The organism is Nostoc sp. DedQUE08 (genome assembly GCF_034530895.1).
Classification (GTDB): domain Bacteria; phylum Cyanobacteriota; class Cyanobacteriia; order Cyanobacteriales; family Nostocaceae; genus Nostoc.
The window spans coordinates 1-21,185 of sequence record NZ_JAVRCD010000038.1 but is presented as its reverse complement, the minus strand read 5'-3'; the positions used below and the strand labels follow the sequence as shown (position 1 = coordinate 21,185).

Here is a 21,185-nt window from a genome sequence, read left to right as displayed (position 1 = left end):
TTTTTATGGCTAGATAGATTTTTTACGGCGCTTACTGGCTCCTCTACGAGCTTCAGCCCTTTGATCAGCTTCTTGCAAAATTTGCTTTTCTTCTATTTTTTGACTCAGGTATTGGGCTAAAGAATTTAATGTTGAATACTGGAAAAGTTCAATTATTGGAATGTTTTTATTAAAAATATTTTGCAATTTATTATGGGCTTTAACAATATGTATTGAATTTGCGCCTAAATCAAAGAAATTATCATGAATTCCAATATTTTTTAATTCTAATACTTCTTGAAAAATCCCTTTAAGATTTTCCATAATTTGAGTATTAGGTTGTGCTACATTTTCTATTTTATCAAGGTTAATATTAAAATAATTTGGTAGCGGTAGGGATTTACGATCTACTTTTCCATTTGGATTTAGTGGAAGACTATCTATAAATATTAGATGTGAAGGAACCATATAATCCGGTAGCTTTTGCCGTAGTAATTTTTTTAAATCGATATCTAAAAAATCGTTCTTCTTAAATACTTGAGGTGAAGGCTTTAGGGACAATTGTGTATTAAATGGTTGCTTTACTTTAGGTTGAAAATTAATTAATCCTCCCACTAAAGAATGTAGAAAAATATCATTTTCCTCTAAGAGAAATAAATCGCAAATTTTTTCAAAATTTATTCCACCTATTGGGCAAAGCCCAATTTTATGACTTGAAGCTGTAGTCATCAGTAATTGAGATATATAGCCAGCTTCAAGTAAACAAAATTCTTTGGATAAATCACCATACATAGGGGTGATTGCATTCATTCGTCCAATGAAAAAGACAGAAAATGCTGATTCCTCAAATGCATCACGATTGATTGAACTATGTATGTCTTCGCTAGTTAAGATGCATTCGGAGATGATAAGAAGACAGTGTTCTTTAGGGTGATAATAGTAAATTCCTGCTTTGATCCCTTCGATTTGGTTAGGCTTGATATAGAGGTAAGTTTGCACTGGATATAAACCCCCAGCAGAAGCATATTGATATTTAGGTAAAGCATCTATTTCTATGTTGTATAGACAACTTAAAAATTCGCTAAACTGATGAAGGGAAATAAGGCTGCTTAAAAATTCTCGATAACTGCGGCGTTGGATATATTTTAGTTTCAATTCTTCAGTGAGTTCAGGCTTAGAGAGATTGACATATGATTTATTTAAGTCTTGTCTTAATCCAGGCTGTTTAATTTTAAACTCAAGCCTTTTCAAAGGATCAAGAATAATATTTTTTTCCTGTTGCTGATTAAAGTTTTCTGGTAGTTTCTGCTTAATCTGAATTTGTAATTCGTTGCTTATTAATTGCTTATCCTTAGGAACAATATAGCTAATTAGGCTTTCATTACCGGGACTACCCGTAATTGTAACTACGACGCTTTCTACTTCTGGATGCTGACAGAGAACCTTTTCAATTTCACCCAGTTCTACTCTATAACCGCGAAGTTTAATTTGGAAGTCTTCTCTGCCTAAAAATTCAATATTTCCATCTGGAAGAAGTTTTCCTAAATCGCCACTGTTATATAATCGTTCACCTGTTTTGGGATGATTAATAAATTTTTTGTTGGTTTCTTCTGAATCGCGCCAATAACCCCTTGCTAATCCTGCACCGCCGATATAAAGCTGCCCGGCTACCCAAACAGGACAAGGCATTAATTTTTCATTCAATATATAATAACGGGCATTGGTTAAGGGACAACCGTAAGGAATACTTTTCCAATTGGGATCTACAGTTACAATTGGGTAGCAAATATCCCAAACAGTTGTTTCTGTAGGCCCACCCGCACTAATAACTTGAACGCTATTAATTAAGGATCTGAGCCTGTCAGGTAGTGTGACAGGAATCCAATCTCCGGATAATATAACTAAGCGTAAAGAACGGAGTAAATGGTCTTGAAAATTAGGTATATTTTCTAAATGCTCTACCAACATTTGCATAAATGCTGGCACAGAGTTCCAAAATGTCACTTTTTCTTGGTATATTAATTTTACCCAATGGGACGGATCGCGTGTTAATCCGGCATCAGGTAAAACAAGAGTTCCACCAGCAGTTAGAATGCCAAATATATCATAAACTGATAGGTCATGATGCAGAGATGTGAGGGCTAAGGCCCGATCGCCTGGGTTGATACCAAAACGTTGATTAATATCAGTAATTCTATTAACGACGTTACGATGTTCAATCATGACTCCTTTTGGAAGTCCTGTAGATCCGGATGTATAAATGACGTAGGCTAAATCTTCGGGTTTCTGGATAGGTTTAAGCGGTGGATGTTTAATATCATCTAAGGGTTGCTGATCTATATATATTTTATGTATGTGAGCGGGCCAGGGAATTTTATTGTCTATCGAAGATTGAGTCAGTACAATATTTACTTCTCCGTTGTCTAATAATAATAAGAGGCGATCGTTAGGAATGTTAGGGTCAATAGGCAGATAAGCCGCACCAGATTTAAGAATACTCAAAACTGCAACAATTTGCTCCCAGCCTTTATCCATGACGATTGCTACTAAGGTATTGGGACGTGCCCCCCAGTTACGTAATTGTGAACCTACTTGGTTAGAGTAGCAATCTACTTCTTCATAGCTAAGAGTCAAATTAGTTGTAATTATGGCTGGATAGTTGGGCTGTTGATTTGCTCGTCGGCTAAATAAACTATGTAAAAGTTCTTCAGGAATATCAGCTTCAACGCCATTGAGCAATGCTATTTGTTGTAGTTGTGCAGATGGTATTAAGCAATTATTGGCTTCCGTCCAAATGGTAGGCTTATTGGCTAAATTCTGAAGTAGTTGGCAGTAAGCATCAAACATATCTTGAAGTAGACCTTCAGGGAAGATAGCTTCAAATGCATCCCAATTAAATAATAGTGTTCCATCTTCTTCAAATACCTGGTGATCTAACCAGACTTGAGGAGTTTGGCTAATACTATAGACTTTTTCACCAAGTTGAGCTAAGGAATTTAAACCTTGGCTACTACCAATCGAGTCAAGCGCACTGGTAAATACAATCGGCATGATAGCTTCACCAGTTTTCCCTAGATGATGGGTTAGCTCTCGTAATACTTGAATTCCACTCACAAAACGATGCTCTAAATCGTTCCAAAGCTGTCTTTGAATTTTTTGGGCGCGAGTGATAAAATTATCTGTGACGGAATTATCTATTTCTAGTAAAATAATTGAAGTAAAATCGCCCAAAATGTCATTGATTTGAGGATGGACTGGTAGACGATTAAATAGCGTCACATTAAGGGTAAAATGGTCTATTCTACTCCATATTGTTAATACTTCACTGTAGGCAGCTAGTAATATTCCGGATGGGGTTAATCCTGCTTGGCTAGCGTGTGCTTTTAAACGTTGCCAGGCTTCTTTATTGAGTTGATAGCTGAAGCGGCAAAATTGAGAAGACTCTGTATTTTGACTAAGTTGAATAAATGGTAAATCGGGTGCTGGAGGAAGGCTAACTAAGCGAGAGCGCCAATAGTTTAATGACTTTTGATACAGGTCTGAATCACGTAGAGCCTCTAAAGCCAAGACATAATCTCGATAAGATAATTCTAAAGGAGTAAGCGATATATCAGGATTTTGATAAACTTGTACCCATTCTCGAATAAGGATCATAAAACTCCCAATATCAATATTTAAGGCATCGATACTAATATGGAGCCGAATCAAAGAATCATCTAAGCGAGAAGCACAAATCTCAAATAGAGGCCATTTTTCAGATGGTAGTACTTGATGAGATAAACGCTGCCGTGTAACTAAAAGATGGTCTTCTACTACAGCAGGGTCTTGGTTCCGTAAATCGAAGATTTTGATTTCGTAAGGAGGAACTTGTGCCAATATTTGTTGCTGTCCATCTGTAAGCACAATTGACCGTAGCATATCATGACGCTCAATTAATTGCTGCCAAGCGATATTTAAAGATACTAAATCAAGACTAGTATTTTCAATTTCCATATAAGCATGAATGGCTACATTTCCCCCCTGGAAAGCACCCATACGACCAATCCAGTATGCTTGTTGAATATCTGTCAGGGGAAATGGTTTGTAACGTTCCTTTGGATTAGGTACAATTCTAGGCAATTTAGTAGCCGTTTTTGTTGATTGTGTTTGTTCTGTTTCAGCTTTTTCCCTTAACTTTTTTGCTAATAAAGCTCGCTTCTCGTCTGGTGGCAGATTGGCAGTATTTTTAGTGGAGTCGCTCATGAATCTTCCTCTTCTAAAACTAATTTATTAAGTAGTTCGTTTACTTCGGTATCTGATAAATGTTCAAGTTCTGCAAGCAACTTTTCTGCTTGAACTTTCTCATTTATTTTTTTGCTTGTTACCATTAGTTCTTCGAGCGTTTCTATGGCAAGCTGTGCAGTACTATTACCCTCAATAAACTTCACTAAAGGAACTAGAATTCCTAGAGCAGCCTCGATATTATTTTTCAATTCTAGAGCCATAAGAGAATCTAACCCTGATTGATTCAGAGGTAAATGAATATCAAGTTTTGAGGGTAAAATTCTTAAAACTTTAGCTACTTCTTGATGCATCAAAGTTTCTATCAGGGAAAGCCGCTCTTGTGGTTTTGCAGCTAAGATAGTATCTCTTGTCAGTACGCTGGTTGTTGTATTAAGCCTACCGTTTAAAACATATGTAAACAATGGTGATTGGCTCAAATTTGGATAAACTTGCTGCCATTGTGCCCAGTTAATAGGTAATACACCAACTTGGGGTAAATTTTGTTGTAAAAGATAGTTAAATGCTGCCAACCCTTGCTGAGTTGTCATACTACCTAATATACTGGGGTCAAAATACCCAGATGCTTTTGTCCTAACTGCCATACCTGTCTCAGCCCAAGCTCCCCAGTTAATACTAATTGCAGATTTCCCTTGAGCATGGCGATAGTGAGATAAAGCATCAAGAAAGGTATTGGCAGCAGTATAATTAGCTTGTCCTGGTGAACCCAATAATGAAGCCGCTGAAGAGAATAATACAAAAAAGTCAATATCTGCATCTGCAAATAGTTTGTGTAATAGCCAAGCTCCTAATACTTTAGGGTGTAAGGCTTCTGCAAATGTAGTTTTATTGAGCTTTAGTATTGTTCCGTCACGCAATTCTCCAGCTAGATGAACTATACCACGAATTTGAGGAAATTTATCTTGCTTAATTTGCTGAATAAAAGATGATATTTCTTTTTCGTTGCCAACATCGACAGAAGCATAAATGACATTTGCTCCCAGTTTTTGCAATTCTTGAATTGCTATAATTTTATTTGCTATATGGCTATCTGTTGTTATTTGCTTCCATTCAGAGGCGGGAGGCAGTTTTGTACGCCCTAATAATATTAAGTTTTTAGCTCCTTCCTGTACCATCCAACGCGCAACTTGCAGCCCCAAATCGCCAAGTCCACCGGTGATAAGATAACTAGCATTTAAGCGCCATTGGAACGAACGCATGGGTTTTTCTGAGATGGGCTGACGTATTAAACGCGGCACATAACACTTTCCATCTCTGAAAGCAACTTGTTTATCTGCATCTGATTGGCAAATACTTTGAAATAAAATAGAAGTTTCTTCTATGGGTGCTTCAGGATCTAAATCAATCAAACCACCAAACCATTCAGGATGTTCTAAGTCCATCGCTCTACCCATGCCCCAAAGCAGGGATGATGCTAAATTGATATCTGTTACATTTGCCTTCACTGGTTGAGCGCCACGGGTTATTAGCCAGATTTTCGGTGTCTCTGACCATGTAATACTATTTAAGCTTTGCAATAGCAAAAGTATGCTTTGATAACCTAACTTTTGAGAAGTATCTAGAGTATTGATATTATTGTTTGCCAGTTCGGTGTTTAAACTCCACAAGTGTATTATTCCACGACAGGGTATTTGATGATCGCTACCAACATAATGCAATAACTTCTGATAATCCTCAAAATTCTCTGGATCAATCCAAGCCTGTGTTTTATCTGAAGAAATACTATAACTAGAACCAGGGGAAACAACTATATAGCTATGATTGGAGGATTGGAATAAAGCAACTAATTCTTTACCCAAATTTTTGTCACTCTCTACAAAAATCAACCATTTACCTGCATAATTACTTATTAGTGGTTTAATCGTCTGTTCCACAATTTTAGGTTGCCACTGTAATTGATACAGCCAATTTTTAAGATAGTAAGGAATTATACTTTTATCGTGTTCAATTTTATCAAATCGCTGTAACCCTAAACCCAAGATTTCTACAAAAATTTCCCCTAAATCATCAACTAAGTAGAAATCACATTCAAAAATATCAGGATTTGTATCTAAGTTATTTGAGCGAATATTAACATAGCTCCAAACCTGAGTACTAACAGGTTTGTGAATGCACACTTTTTCTAAACAATAGGGTAAATAGGTAGCAAAGCTAGAAAATTGAGAACTATTTGAGGGGAGAGCAGCTACTAAAACTTGAATGCAAGCATCAAGAAATGCCGGGTGTATATGGTAGAAAGATGCTTCCTCTGCAAGCATAGACGGTAGGTAAATTTGGCCTAATGCTTCACCTATACCACAATAAATTTGTTGTATCCCTTGAAAACTAGGACCATGCTCCATCCCCCGACTGCGTAAACTCTGATAAAATGCAAAACTGGGAATGATTTCAGAGCAACGCTGTTTTATATCTGCAAGGAATATTGATGATGCAGATATAAAACTATTAGTATCATTAGTCTTATTGCGAAGCTCACCTTTTACGTGTAAAGTCCATTGGTTTAATAGCTCTTCATTATCTGAGCGTTGACTGAGAATCTCAAAAGTAGCGGTTTCAGTAGAAATTTGCGAACAAATAATAAATTTAATATTACGCGTTTCTCTTTCTGCTAAAATAAGCGCTTCTTTAAGTTCAATGTTTTCGGCAATAGGCTGAACCGTACCAAAAACTTCTGTCGCTGCTGCCAGAGCCATTTCTATATAACCAGTTAAGGGGAAGATAATTTTACCCTGTACTCGATGCTCTAACAGATAAGGCTGGTATTTCGTACTGATCTGAGTTTCAAATTTAATGTATGGGATACTTGATGTTGTCATTTTTCGTCGCCTGTTGAAGCTGAGTTAGATATACGTTTTCCTAACAAAGGATGAATAGGAGCTTTAGACTTAGTTATTGAAACTTTTTTATCGTCGGATGAATTCAATGGCAATGAATGTGATTCATCAAACCAGTATCGTTCTCTTTCAAAAGGGTAAGTTGGTAAAGGAATACGGTAACGTGGATAATTTTGGTCAAACCCTACCCAATCTAGATTTCGTCCCTGACAATATAGAGTACCTAAACTATTTAACATAACTTGCCAATCACTTTGACCCTGTACCAAAGAAGATAACCAAAATACATTATTTTCTGATAAGCACTGTTGTCCCAATCTTGAAAGAGTTGGATTTGGTCCTAATTCGACAAATATTTTATAGTTATTGGTAGCTAGTGATTGAATTCCTGCCATAAACTCAACAGGTTCACGGATATGTTGACACCAGTAGTCAGCATCTAGGGGCTTTCCTGATTTCCAAATCTGACCTGTGAGATTAGAAACTAAAGGAATTTGGGGAGTGTTAAATTTAACCTGCTGTGCAATTTGCCGGAATTCCTTAAGTATAGGCTCCATTAGAGGAGAATGGAAAGCATGAGACACTTGTAGAAGATGGACAGGAATAGACTCCGATCGCAACTCCTCAATAACAGCTTGCATTGCTGTATGCTCACCTGAAATCACTATCTGCTCAAGACTATTGACCGCAGCAATAGATACTAAACCCTGATAAGCTGAAAGAACCTTAAGCACCAGTGGTTTGTTGGTTTGTACCGCTGCCATCATACCGTTACAAGGTAAAGACTGCATTAATCTTCCCCGTTGAGCAATGAGTTTCAATCCATCTTCCCAACTGAATACTCCGGCTACACAGGCCGCTACATACTCACCAACGCTATGGCCCATTACGGCTTCAGGGACAACTCCCCAAGAACGCCAAAGTTCAGCTAATGCATACTCTAAGGAGAATAGGGCTGGTTGCGCATACTGGGTTTCATGCAGTAAAGGTGTTGCATCACATCGAGGATAAAGTACTGAGAGTAATGGTTGTGGCAAATCTGGTTGCAGTAGTTCGTTGCATTGATCGAGTACTTTCCGAAAAGTTGCTTGAGTTTCGTAAAGATAACGGCCCATCTCCAAGTATTGAGATCCTTGTCCAGTAAACAGAAAAGCAACTTTTGGACGACTGTCTGTTTGTTTACCAAACCGTACCATTCCTGCAAATTCTTGTTTTTCTAAAAACTCTGCTAATTGATTACAGATATAACTCGCTGAAGGAGCCACAATGGCTAAACGGCAGGAAAAATGACTGCGTCCAGTATTAGCAGTAAAACAGACATCTGCCAATGCTTGCGAAGGGTGCATAGTTAAATGATGCTTAAATCGCTTTGCTAACTGTTTTAAAGCTTGTGGACTTTTAGCAGATAGAGTCAGGATGTTTACAGGACGCTCTATTTTTACATGCTCAAGTTCTTTGATTGGAGCTTCTTCAAAAATTATATGAGCATTAGTACCACTAAACCCAAATGAACTTAGTCCAGCATAACGCCGCTTATTCTCAGCATTCCAGTATGTTAGCTTAGTAGGGACTGTTAAAGGAATATCTGCCCAAGAAATTCTAGTGTTTGGTTTTTTGAAATGCAAATGCGGTGGGATTTGCTGATGCTGCAATGATAAAACAACTTTCATTAACCCAGCTATTCCAGCAGCAGCTTCTAAATGCCCAATATTAGTTTTTATTGAGCCAATAACTAAGGGGGAATCAGCAGGACGAGCTTGAAAGACTTCCCCTAATGCTTGTACTTCAATTGGATCTCCTAAAGCAGTACCCGTACCATGTGCTTCTACATAATCAATAAGTTCAGGGCTAACATCAGCATTGGCTAAAGCCTGACGAATAACTATTTGTTGGGAAGGCCCATTAGGAACAGTCAAACCGCTACTAGCTCCATCTTGATTAATAGCCGTTCCCCGAATTAATGCTAAAATATTATCTCTATCTTTAATTGCATCCGAAAGGCGTTTCAATATTACTACTCCGCAGCCCTCACCTCTTGTAAAGCCATCAGCAGCAGCATCAAAAGTTTTACAACGTCCATCACTAGCTAACATTCGAGATTTAGCAAAAGCAATACTTGCGTAAGGTGATAAAATTAAATTCGCACTACCTACGATCGCTAAATTTGATTCACTATTTCGCAAACTTTGACATGCTAAATGTACAGCTACTAAAGAAGAAGAACAGGCTGTATCAACTGACAGGCTAGGGCCTTTCAAGCCTAAAGTGTAAGATAAACGACCAGATGCAACGCTAAGAGCATTGCCTGTAGCTCTGTAAGCATCAATACTCTTGTAATAATCTTTCTGCATTTGGAGGTAAGTGTAATCGTTAGCACAAATACCTACAAACACCCCTGTAAGACTGCCAAATAATTGATTAGGTGCTAAACCTGCATTTTCTAAAGCCTCCCAGCTTACCTCTAACAGCAACCTTTGTTGAGGATCAATACTAACTGCTTCACGGGGAGAAATATTAAAGAATGATGCATCAAAACTATCCACCTCATCTAAAAAAGCACCCCACTGCATATAAGTTTTACCAGGGGCTTCTGGTCGCGGATCGTAGAAACTATCAACATCCCATCTATTTTGTGGAACCGGAACAACTGCATCTACTCCATTACACAACAATTCCCAGAGTGCCTCCGGATTACTAGAGCCGCCTGGAAATCGACAACCCATGCCAATGATTGCAATGGGCTCTTTACGCGAGTACTCAAGAATCTTGAGTTTAGCACGTAGGGTTTTCATCTCTAGCAAAGCATTTTTCAATACAGAGTGACGATCAGGGATATCAGGGGGTGTATTCATCTCAATTGATTTCCGTAGGATGGGCTAATTCTTCGGCAAGTAATGTAACTAGTTCATCTTCAGAAAGCTGTTCAATCTCTGCATCTGTGATCGCTATATTTTGCTGGTCAGTATTAGCGAGCTGCGGCTTAAGCATAGTAACCGGGGAAGAGCCACAATAAAATATTTTCTTAATTAGATAATGAATCAAGGCTTCAGTGTTAGGGTAGTCAAAAGTGAGAGTCGAAGGCAAACGTTGACCTAAACTCACTTCCAGCCGATTTTTAAATTCAACTGCTGTCAGAGAATCCATGCCCATTTCAAACCAACCTTTATGCTCAGGAATTTCAGAAGGTGTACTTAAATTTAGTACTTCTGCAAGTTCCGCACAAATAGCACGACTTAAAATTTCTGAGCGATGACTTGGTAGAGCTGCTTCCAATTGACGGACAAGCTCAGGTTTCTGAGTGTGTGCAGGCTGTAAATGTAGACCAATGAGTGAGGCTGCAAACTGTTTATCTTCATCAAATAAATGTAAATCTGCTGTTACTATTTCATTAGATGAGGTGTAAGGTGATCGCAAAACTAGATGGAGCCAAATTTTTGCTCCAGGTTTATGGTCAAATTGGACTTCATTAACCGCTGTAGGAATATGGATATTTTCAGCTATCACACGAATTACTGGTTTTGACCAATCCACACCAGCAAGCTGAATACAGCCATCAAGTAAGGTTGGATGTATATAATAATTGTCTACTGTTGTAGATAATTCTGGTCGTAGACTTAACAATGACAAAACCTCATTATCTTTTCGCCATAAAGCCTGAATTTCTAAGGCAGTCTCTTCATAATATTGTAAAGTTTGATTAAGATAATTTTGATAAAGCTCAACATTAAGTACTTCCTCTGAACATTGACCCTGAATTTCTTCAAAATTCATTTTCTGTTGTTGGAGTTCTTTAATTGTTTGGAGTGAATTATCAAACTCACCAATACAATTTAAAATCCATCTGGATAATTTTGATTCAACAGGAGCTGATACACTGTAAATCCGGAAAGAAAATTTTTCTTTCTCCGTCTGGCTTAAAATTGATTGTATAACTTTAGTTTCCCCCTCCGATAAGCTCAAAATCTCTTGAAAAGTAATATTATTTAAAACTTTTATGTCTACACCAAAAGTCTCAATCACAGCACTCAAACACATCTCTAACTGTACAGAAGCTGGCAATATTATCTTTCCAAAAGCCGGAGAATTCTTGATGTAGGGAAATGAATGTTTATTCAAATAAGTTTCAAATTGAACATCTGGCAAGGCTGAATGTAGCCTATTACCTAGCAAAACATGGGTCTCCGGAGCTAAATCTGCTATTGGTGAGCCAAGATTATTTATAGAAAATTTTTGATTAATCTTTACGGGCATTGGCATTGTAAAAGCTGCAAGGCTTGATTCTGTGGATATTGGCGCTTGTGCAACTAATATATGTTGCCCCAAAACCTCAGTCTCAAAACCTGATTCAGGAAAAGCTTCAACCTGGCTAAAACCTTGAGCCTTTAATAAGTTCTGCCATTGGGATACCGAGATAAACGGCTGATTTTGTCTGAGTTCTTCATCCTCAATCGGCTGTACCAGTGCTCCAAAAGCTACATCAAACCATAACAAAGGCTGAGTAACTTCCCAAACTAATAAAATTCCTCCAGGGGCTAAAAGCGACTTTACATTTTGTAGCGTTTCTTCAAGGTTACGAGTAGCATGAAGAACATTTGCTGCCAGAACTATATCATAGCTATGCCTTTCATAACCTTGATTTTGAGGTAACTGTTCAATGTTCAGTAAACTATATTTAACAAACGGGTATTTATGAAACTTTTTAGTAGCTTTATTTAAAAATAGGGTAGAAACGTCTGTAAATGTATATGTACTTCGATGCATCGGCAAAATTGGTAATAACCATGAAGTTGTTCCTCCTGTCCCCGCACCGATTTCTATAATCCTTATGCTAGTATTCGACGATAAAGTTTTAATCACGGCTTGTATAGCTTCCCTAGCTATAGCATTGTAATAGCTAGAAAATTGAGTCTCTTGATAAAGACTTGCCATAATATCTAAAAAACCGCCAGAAAAGAGCAAAGCTCTAATATCCTCCTCTCCAATCAGTATTTCTGCCAGATGTTCCCCAGAACGCTGAATAATTTCTACTAATTGTGGCGTACCTTCCCATTGATTTCTAACTTCCTCTACTAATTCTTCAAAATTGTTACTTTGAATAGGTGAAAAATTAATGTAGTATTCACCCTGCTTTTGTAATTGTCCATTCTCTATTAATACATCTAACCATCTAGCAACTAATTGCTTATAACTAGAGCGAATAGCCAATCTGTCTACTAATTCAGCCAGAGTATAAGCTTTATCTTGACGAAAAGCCCCTAATTTTTTTAATGCTAAATTAATGTAATTAATACACAACTGATACATACACTGATTTTGTCTTTGCTCAGTCGGTAACTTATATTCTAAAACCCCTTTATAGCTTTGGTCGCGACCTGCTTGCACTAAAGAATTCCAAAGTTGCAAAAATTGAGGCTGTAGCTGAAAAGAATTTTCTAAATTATCTTCAATCCAGTACCGTTGTCGCTGGAATGGATAATTTGGTAAAATCGAAAGTCGAGAACGGTGATAATCTTGCTCAAAACCTAACCAGTTAATCTTATAACCCCGAATATATAGTTCTCCTAAGCTGTTTAGTAACTGTTGCCATTCCCCAATTTGTGGATGTAATGAAGGTAACCAAACACTGCTTGCTTCCAAAATACTTTGACGACCCATAGTTATTAAAGTTGAACTGGGTCCAATTTCCAAAAATGTTTTTATACCCAAGCTATGTAATGTTTGCATTCCTTGAGCAAACTGAACACCTTCCCGTGCATGGCGACACCAATATTGAGAAGTTGTTATTGCTTCATTATCCAACTGACCAGTTAAGTTAGAAATTATCTGTATTTTTGGTTTGGCATATTTTACTTGTTCTGCAACCTGGCTAAAAGCAGCAAGCATAGGCTCAATAGCAGGTGAATGGAAAGCCTGTGATACATTTAACAACTTAGTTTTGATACCTGCTGCTTCTAGCTGCTGTAATACTTCCTCAACATCAACATTCAGACCAGAAATAACCGTATTACTCGGACTATTTACCCCGGCAATGACTACCTTATTCCCACAAGAAGTAATGATTTCTGCAACTATACTTGCATTTGTAAACACCGCAGCCATCACACCATCATTTGGTAATGATTGCATTAATCGCCCTCGTCCGGCTACCAGTTTCAACCCATCCTCAAGACTAAAAACCCCTGCAAAACAGGCGGCTACATATTCTCCCAAGCTGTGACCCATAACCATATCAGGGATAATCCCCCAGGAAAGCCAAAGCTTTGCTAAAGCATATTCCAAGACAAATAATGCGGGTTGTGCATACTCTGTTCTATACAACTGATTTTTATCAATCGATGAGAAAAGAATAGAGATGATTGAAAAACCTAAGTAAGGACGTAATGTCTTATCACATTGTTCTAAAACTTGCCGGAAAGTAGGGTTAGTTTGATAAAGCTGATATCCCATACCAATATGTTGGGACCCTTGACCAGTAAATAAAAAGGCTATCTTGGGGCATTTTTTACTGGACAATTGACCGCTAACAATTCCAGGGATATGTTTATCAGCTGCTAACAAAATTAACTGCTCATGCAAATGTGTAGTGGATTGACAGACAATAGCCAGACGATGATCAAAATGCGAGCGCCCTACATTCCCTGTGAAACAAATATCTGCCAGTTCTATCTCAGGATGAGATATTAAAAAATTTTCATAACGCAGCACCCATTCATCTAGTGTCTCTTCACTTTTTGCTGAAAGAGTAAATAGATGTACAGGACGTTCTACATCATTAGTTGGCTTTGTTAGCAAAGGTGCTTCTTCTAAAATTACATGGCAGTTAGTACCGCCAATACTAAAAGAACTAACCCCAGCTAACCGGGTTTCTTGATCAACAGACCAGGGCTGGCACTCCGTCGGAATACAAAAAGGTGTTTTTGCTAGAGAAATATATGGATTTAATACTTTTAAGTGTAAATTAGGAGGAATTTGCTTATGTTGTAAAGAAAGTACTACTTTAATAAAACTAGCTATTCCTGCGGCAGATTCCAAATGACCAATATTAGTTTTGACAGAACCAATCCAACAACGTTGATTGAGAGAGCGACCAGGCATCAATGCAGCTTTTAAAGCTTCAATTTCAATTGGATCTCCTAAAGGCGTCCCAGTACCGTGAGCTTCTACATAGCTAATTTGCGCGGGTGCTACCTGAGCATCTTCTAAAGCTTTACGAATCAGCATTTGTTGAGACGGGCTATTCGGTGCTGTCAGACCATTGCTCATTCCATCGTGGTTAATTGCTATACCTTTAATAACTGCTTGAATTGTATCTCCATCTCGGATTGCATCCGCAAGAAGTTTAAGTACAACTACACCGCACCCTTCCCCTCTAACATAACCGTCAGCTTTAGCATCAAAAGTTTTACAGCGGCCGTCAGAGGCCATCATATTAGCTTTAGAAAGAGCAATGTTTAACTCTGGAGAAATAATTAAATTAACTCCTCCTACCAAACAGACATTAGATTCTAACCTATCCAAACTATGACAAGCTAAATTTAATGCCACTAAAGACGAGGAACAAGCAGTATCTATAGCTATGCTTGGCCCATGAAGATTTAGGAAATATGATAGACGGTTAGGAGCAATACTAAAAGAACTACCAATTCCATCATAGGCATCTGTACGAAATATATCTTTGCGTAATAGCAAGCCATAATCGTAATTACCTATAGCAATAAAGACTCCAGTCTGACTACCTGCTAAAATATCTGGTGACAGTCCAGCATTTTCTAACGCTTCCCATGCTACCTCCATCACTAGCCTATGCTGGGGGTCCATTCTTTCTGCTTCACGAGGGGAAATTCCAAAAAAATTAGCGTCAAAAAGGGAAACATGATCTAAAAAACCACCCCAACGAGTGTTCATTTTCCCAGGTTTAGTAGGATCTGGATCATAGAAAGCATCAACATCCCATCGAGCTTGCGGTATCTCTGCAATAGCATCTACGCCATTTTTCAACAAATGCCAGTAGGCTTCTAAATTATTCGCTCCAGGAAAACGACATCCAATGCCTACAATTGCTATAGGTTTCAATTTTTAACTCCCAATTTTATCTACTTCTTTTATGGTAAGTAAAGCGAAAATTACTGGGTGATTGACAAAACTGTGGAGCCTAACAGAAAGACATCTAAACTCGCGTTTAAATTGCTTTTGCACCTTTTTTAGATAAACGATGGCAGGTTCTGGGTCAATTTTGCCGATTCATTTTTGGCATTACTGAACGAAAGTATGAATTAAATATGGTTCAGTTAAGGCTAAAATGCTTTGAAAAAACCAATTTTCTTAACGAATTACAGAGGCGCAGAGGATACCGAGAGAAGAAAGAAATGTTTAATTGAATCGTATTGAGTATGAATTTATCTTACGCAAGAGCAAGAGTTTGAAAAATGGAATTTTTGACTTTCATATCTTAATTCAGCAACGCCTGATTTTCATACAGAAATTCTTTCTCATGTCATGCCCTTGAATAAAGGACTAGACTTTCTCTTTCCTTCACTTATGCCAGTTGTTAACCAGACCGAGGGAAGAAGGAAGTACTATTTACTTCCTTCCTAAAACTCAATAGGCTAAATCCCATATAGGTGAAGAAAAATACTTAAAAATTCCTCCAACAGTTCACCTGAGCCAGTACTCAATCTAGGCATTAACCAAAACATTGGTTTTCCCAGCTAAACTTTCAGCCAAAATTTGAATAGTTGGGTAATTAAACAGCAGAGTAGGAGTAAGTTCTCTTTCCAGCCAAGCTTCTAAGTCTCCAATTAGACTTGTAGCATCAAGAGACCCTAAACCATAGCGATCAAAGGGTGCTGTAATATCTATCTGCTCCTGTTCCTGTTTCAAAAGTTCAGCTAGGTAAGCAACTAACCATTCTTGAATCTCTATTACCCCAGGATTTGCCCCATTAACAGAGCCATTATTATCATTATTTTCTTCATCTAGAGTCGTAACCTGGCTGCGCTTACGTGGTAAAGAAGCTACTAATTTGCTATACATTTGCATTGCCTCAATACGGCTTATTCCTTCCAGCTTCTTCCATGCTTGCCACTGAATGTATTTACGTGCATGTAAAATTGGGTCTGGTTCTTCAATAGTACAATCCCCCTCTATTGCTTGTTGGTATAAACTATCAATTTCTACTCTTTGCTTACCCGTTGGTAGCTCAACATGGTCAAACCTTACTAAGTTTGTCATGTTTTGAAATTCAACTTCTGTTTTATCTAAATCATTCCAGGCTCGTACACGATTAATTCCATAATCATCGCGTCCAGAGACAAGAATACAGAAATGTCTTTCAATATTATGATAGTTTTCATCAAAAAAATCACCCTTTAAGCGATGAGGATAAATCTGTACCTTCGGATGTATATAACGTGCATTAATACCTAAGCGACGTTTATTGGAACTATTACCAGGAGAATAATGCATACATCTCTCAGTAAAAATGATGATCTGCCCTGGTTTGGCTGGTACTGCTTCTACTTCCCATTGACTAGCATCAAAATCAAATACTTCTGAATATTGTTTTCCTCCTTGCCAAATCATTTTGTGAACTTTTACACCTGCAAACATACCTTCTTCCGCAGGCACTTGTAAACGTCCAAACTTGTGTTTATGAGTACCATTAGCAAAATGCACACAACCACTTTCGATAGTGGCATTATCCAAAGCTACCCATACGGTGAGATTTAAAAAATCTTTTTCTTCAGTATATACTAGAGTTGGTTTTTCCTCATCGTAACCAGTAGGATTGTAAGAATCATAAACTTGATGCCATTTTATCTCACCTTCGCCTGGCATTTTGCAAAAAACGTTTGAACGCCACATTAACAGATCTGGTTCACCCAACTGATTTAATAACCGCACAATTTTTTGGCTCGTGAAAAAATCAGTTATTGCTTTATGGAATAGATGAAGATCACGAGATGTACTAATGTTCATTATATTATTATAGAACATCATCATTGGTTGTTCATCTACAACTTTGATAGTACTATTAAATTCTAAACATTCTTTTACAGAAGCAACTTCTGCCTCTGTAAATATATCTAGAGGACCAATCCATCCTTTTTCATGGAAATTTTTTACTTGATCTTCATTAAGTGTGTACATTATCTTTTCCTTTCTTGTTTGTATTACTGAATTTTTTAATGCCTTAGTAAGTTATATGTGCATTGGCATTAAAAATCTTGACAACAACCTAGCTCTTAGGACTAAAAAATCCAATTGTGAATTAAAATCTTAGGAAACTAATTCTTTTTGAATTTTTAGACTTTCTCCAACTTGATTCACACATGCTAAAGAACCATCTAAAAACCTAGTTCGGCATTCTCGACGCTGGATTTTCCCACTAGAAGTTTTGGGAACATTTCCAGGTTTTACTAACACAATAGCATAAATTGGTAAATTATGTTGTGTCATAACTGCCTGACGAATATTGCCAATAACTTCTTCTATATTTAATGTTTGCAGATACCTCCGCTCTATTTCTTGAACAATCACTAATCTTTCTTCACCTTCTATCTCTAATCCAAAGGCTGCACCACAACCACGTCTTAATGCAATGTGACTTTGTTCTACTGTTAATTCAATATCATGAGAAAAATGATTACGGCCCCAAACAATTATTACATCCTTGAGCCTTCCTGTAACAAATAGTTCTCCATCTTTTAAAAACCCTAAATCACCAGTACGTAGAAATGGACCCTCATTTGTATCTCCTAGGTAAGCTTGAAAGGTTTGCTGTGTTTCTTGAGGTTTTCTCCAATACCCCTGAGCAACAGTGGAACCTAACACCCAAATCTCTCCTACTTCATCAGATGCACATTTGGTTAATAACTCAGGATGAACAATAACAACCTTTGTATCAATCTCGCTAAATCCACATCCAACCAACACTTGTGCTTTCTGTTTAGATGAATTCACTTCTAGCACTCTATTTTGTAAAAGAGCATCAGCTTGAATTTCATAGAAAGTCGGTGGAGTTTCTCGACGTACCGCAGCGACTTTTAAAGTAGCTTCAGCAAGACCATAACCAGGACAAAAAGCAGCTAGATCAAAACCACACGGTTTAAATGTCTGAGAAAATCGCTGGAGTATTTCTGCTCTTACTGGTTCTGCACCATTTAAAGCCATATGCCAGCTACTGAGGTCTAATGTAGACCTTTGTTCTGGTGTAATCTTACGTAGACAAAGCTCATAGGCAAAATTAGGAGCAGCACTATGAGTAGCTTTGAAGTGTGAAATTGCTTCTAGCCAATTCAAAGGTTTACGTAAGAAGGACATAGGGGACATCAAATAACAGGAAAAACCTTTATATAGAGGTTGAATTACTCCATAGATGAGACCCATATCATGGAAAAAAGGTAGCCAAGAGACCATAATACTCTCTGCTGTGTGCTTCCAACCTAGATCGAGATCAGCACTATTGTTTAGTAGATTCTTATGGCTGACCATAACTCCTTTAGGTATCCCAGTAGAACCTGATGTGTACTGGAGAAAAGCTAAGGTGTCATCACTCAAATTCTGATCCTGCCAAGTAGATTCTATATCTTTATCCAAATCATCAGTAGCTAACCATTGCAGCCTTCCCAAACTTGGGTTGTCAATTATTTGTTGTCCTACACTAACCAGCGTATAACTAGTGGTGAGTGCTATAGATGCTTGAGCATCAGATAAAATTGCCTCTAACCTTAAACTTGCTCGATTACCTTCCGGGGGATATACAGGAACAGCAATAACTCCAGCATACAAACAGCCAAAAAAGGCAACAATAAACTCTAAACATGGTGGGTATAGTAGTAGTGCTCGTTCACCCACCTTCAACCCTGAAACTTGCAATTGAGCTGCAACTGCTCTTGCCTGTCGATCGATCTCTTGATAAGTCAGACTATTAACTTCTGTTTTTCCATCTTTTAGAAATGTATAAATAACTCTATCAGGACTGTATAAGCTTCTGTCACGAAGAACAGATAGGAGCGTAGAAAAACAGACTTTCCTCATTTCAGTAACCCCGATGGTAGTACTAAACAAGTAATGATGCATTGTAGTAATGTACAAAATACCAAATGCCCCAATGTAGTTTTCTAACGATTTAGAAAAGGATGAGGTTTTTTCCATTAACCGAGACACTCGGTGCCTCAATGTATATAGCGGTTCTCGCTTGCGTGCAGTACAGTTTTGACTTCTTTCCTGTAAGAACAGAGCCTTTGAATCTTACTCCTCTTCCTTGTGGAACTACCGTGTATACACAAGTTGAGTTGGGAATCAAATGGACACATATAAGAACGGAAAATTATTTTTAAAATCCTTGATTTTCCGTTAAACTTCTATCAATAAGCAGACATTATTGATAATTAGCTTGCTCAGTTCAAAACCTCGCCTACTAAGCCTTGTATCTTATCAGGCAAAGATTTTAGGATTTGTGTATACACCCGTAGCTTTGTGGGGAAAGGCTAGGGGTTGGGTTTGTATTCCATACAATTGAGAACCGCTATAGTTGAATCGCTCAATACCATCTGCTTCTGAGCAAACACCTTTTGTCCCTATTCTTTCCAAAGCTTCTGTTCCTCTAATATGAATTACATATCGTCAGATTTAGCACATATCTGCATGAGTAAGGTGCTAAGAGCGAAAGTATCTAAAGTTGAATTACAAACAGTTGTTTGTCTTGTCAAGTTCCGCTCAGACAAAACATTAATGAGAATTGCTTAAGAACTTGAGTGGATTTTGTATGACAAAACTAGAGGGACTGCAATATTAAAAAATCACTTAACAATCCCGTAAAGTAAGTTAACCGAGGGATGAAACCTGTTTACAGGTGGTTGCTCGTGATGGGTGTAAAGAAATATTTATCTTTCTCAGCAGAGGGTTATCATATTTTTTTCCGCTAGAATAGCCGATTTATTAAAAGACTGAACTGTAGTTATCTTGCCGATAAAGTAGTTAAGATGCAACTAGCTGATTGTAAATAATTGTAAAATTAATGAACAAATTTATCTCTCAAAATGCTGCAAGCTATGAAGATATAAAGTTTATAGCCTGTCATTTGCATTACTTATCTTTACTATAGAGCTCCGATTTGATTCTTGAAAACATACTTAGACTGAAAAGCCTGTTTTATCAGGGTGTGGTGTGGGTTCGCAGATAAGATGAAATTAGAACAACGAAGTTACAGGGGTTTGAACCACTGCAATTTGCACATAAAGTGGAATCGACTGTGAAGCAAGGCTTTGAGCTAGCTAGGAAATTCGAGCATAAAGTGAAATTTTGCATCTAATCATGGAAAATCAGGGTATTTTCTTGAATCTTGATGATAATTTAGACCTAAATTCCTAAATGTTCTATAGTCAAGCTACTTGGCTACTTATGGCACGGAGCGAGCGCCTGGGGCAAGGCGTAATTCCATCGCACCTCAAAAGTCCGCTTTTAAAAGTATTCGGGCTGTCGTCAAATTAAAGTCGGAAAATTTCAATTTATGTGCGAATTGGCTATTTGGCTCAAACCCAGACACTACAATTGATTTCACTTTATGCGTAAATTCCGTCGCCTGGAATCCCTATAGCTCCGTTGTTCAAATTTCATCTTATCTGCGAACTCACACAAGAATAAGGGTTTGAGCAACCTTTGTTGCAGACTAAATGAAATTTTTTTGCGGACTAAGTGAAAAATTCCCCCTAAATTCGCAGACTAAATGAAATTTTCCACCAAATGGCCATAAAACGTTCCAATTCATTACAACACAAGGGTTTGGAGCAAAAATTTCGTAAGGGGCGATCGCTGAGGGCTACGGAATAATAAGGGTTACAAAAGCACATTTTCAATTAGTCTGCGACAGAATTTCACTTAGTCTGCACAAATTTCATTTAGTCTGCAAACCGACAATGGGACTTACACCATAAGCTGTCCGTTTTTGAAACCATAAGTTGTCCGTAGCGGACAACTTATGGTGTAAGTCACAAAACTTATGGTTACAGTCACATATGTAAAGGCAAGTAGTTTTGGTTGAGTCGATGGGGGATATTATTCCCCGCACCTCTCAGTTAGATCCGTGCG

At 37.8% G+C, this 21,185-nt stretch carries 6 protein-coding genes; all 6 read right to left on the bottom strand.

Annotated elements, in window-relative coordinates:
* Positions 1 to 9: 9 nt before the first annotated feature.
* Complete coding sequence (locus RMY64_RS23050; protein WP_322701223.1) at positions 10 to 4,221, bottom strand: amino acid adenylation domain-containing protein; 4,212 nt, start codon at positions 4,219 to 4,221, stop codon at positions 10 to 12.
* A complete protein-coding gene (locus RMY64_RS23045; protein ID WP_322701222.1) occupies positions 4,218 to 7,076 on the bottom strand; it encodes a type I polyketide synthase in 2,859 nt (952 codons plus the stop codon). Before RMY64_RS23045 ends, RMY64_RS23050 begins: the two co-directional genes overlap by 4 nt.
* The gene (locus tag RMY64_RS23040) at positions 7,073 to 9,946 is read right to left on the bottom strand and encodes a type I polyketide synthase (protein WP_322701221.1); all 2,874 of its coding nucleotides are present in this window, start codon (positions 9,944 to 9,946) and stop codon (positions 7,073 to 7,075) included. The genes RMY64_RS23045 and RMY64_RS23040 overlap by 4 nt, the downstream gene beginning before the upstream one ends.
* Before the next feature lies 1 nt (position 9,947).
* On the bottom strand, positions 9,948 to 15,167 hold the full coding sequence (locus RMY64_RS23035; RefSeq protein ID WP_322701220.1) for a polyketide synthase: 5,220 nt from the start codon (positions 15,165 to 15,167) through the stop codon (positions 9,948 to 9,950).
* A gap of 603 nt (positions 15,168 to 15,770) precedes the next feature.
* Complete coding sequence (locus tag RMY64_RS23030) at positions 15,771 to 17,243, bottom strand: acyl-CoA-binding protein (RefSeq protein WP_322701219.1); 1,473 nt, start codon at positions 17,241 to 17,243, stop codon at positions 15,771 to 15,773.
* A 129-nt stretch (positions 17,244 to 17,372) separates the two neighbouring features.
* The gene (locus RMY64_RS23025) at positions 17,373 to 19,133 is read right to left on the bottom strand and encodes a fatty acyl-AMP ligase (protein ID WP_322701218.1); all 1,761 of its coding nucleotides are present in this window, start codon (positions 19,131 to 19,133) and stop codon (positions 17,373 to 17,375) included.
* Positions 19,134 to 21,185 lie beyond the last annotated feature (2,052 nt).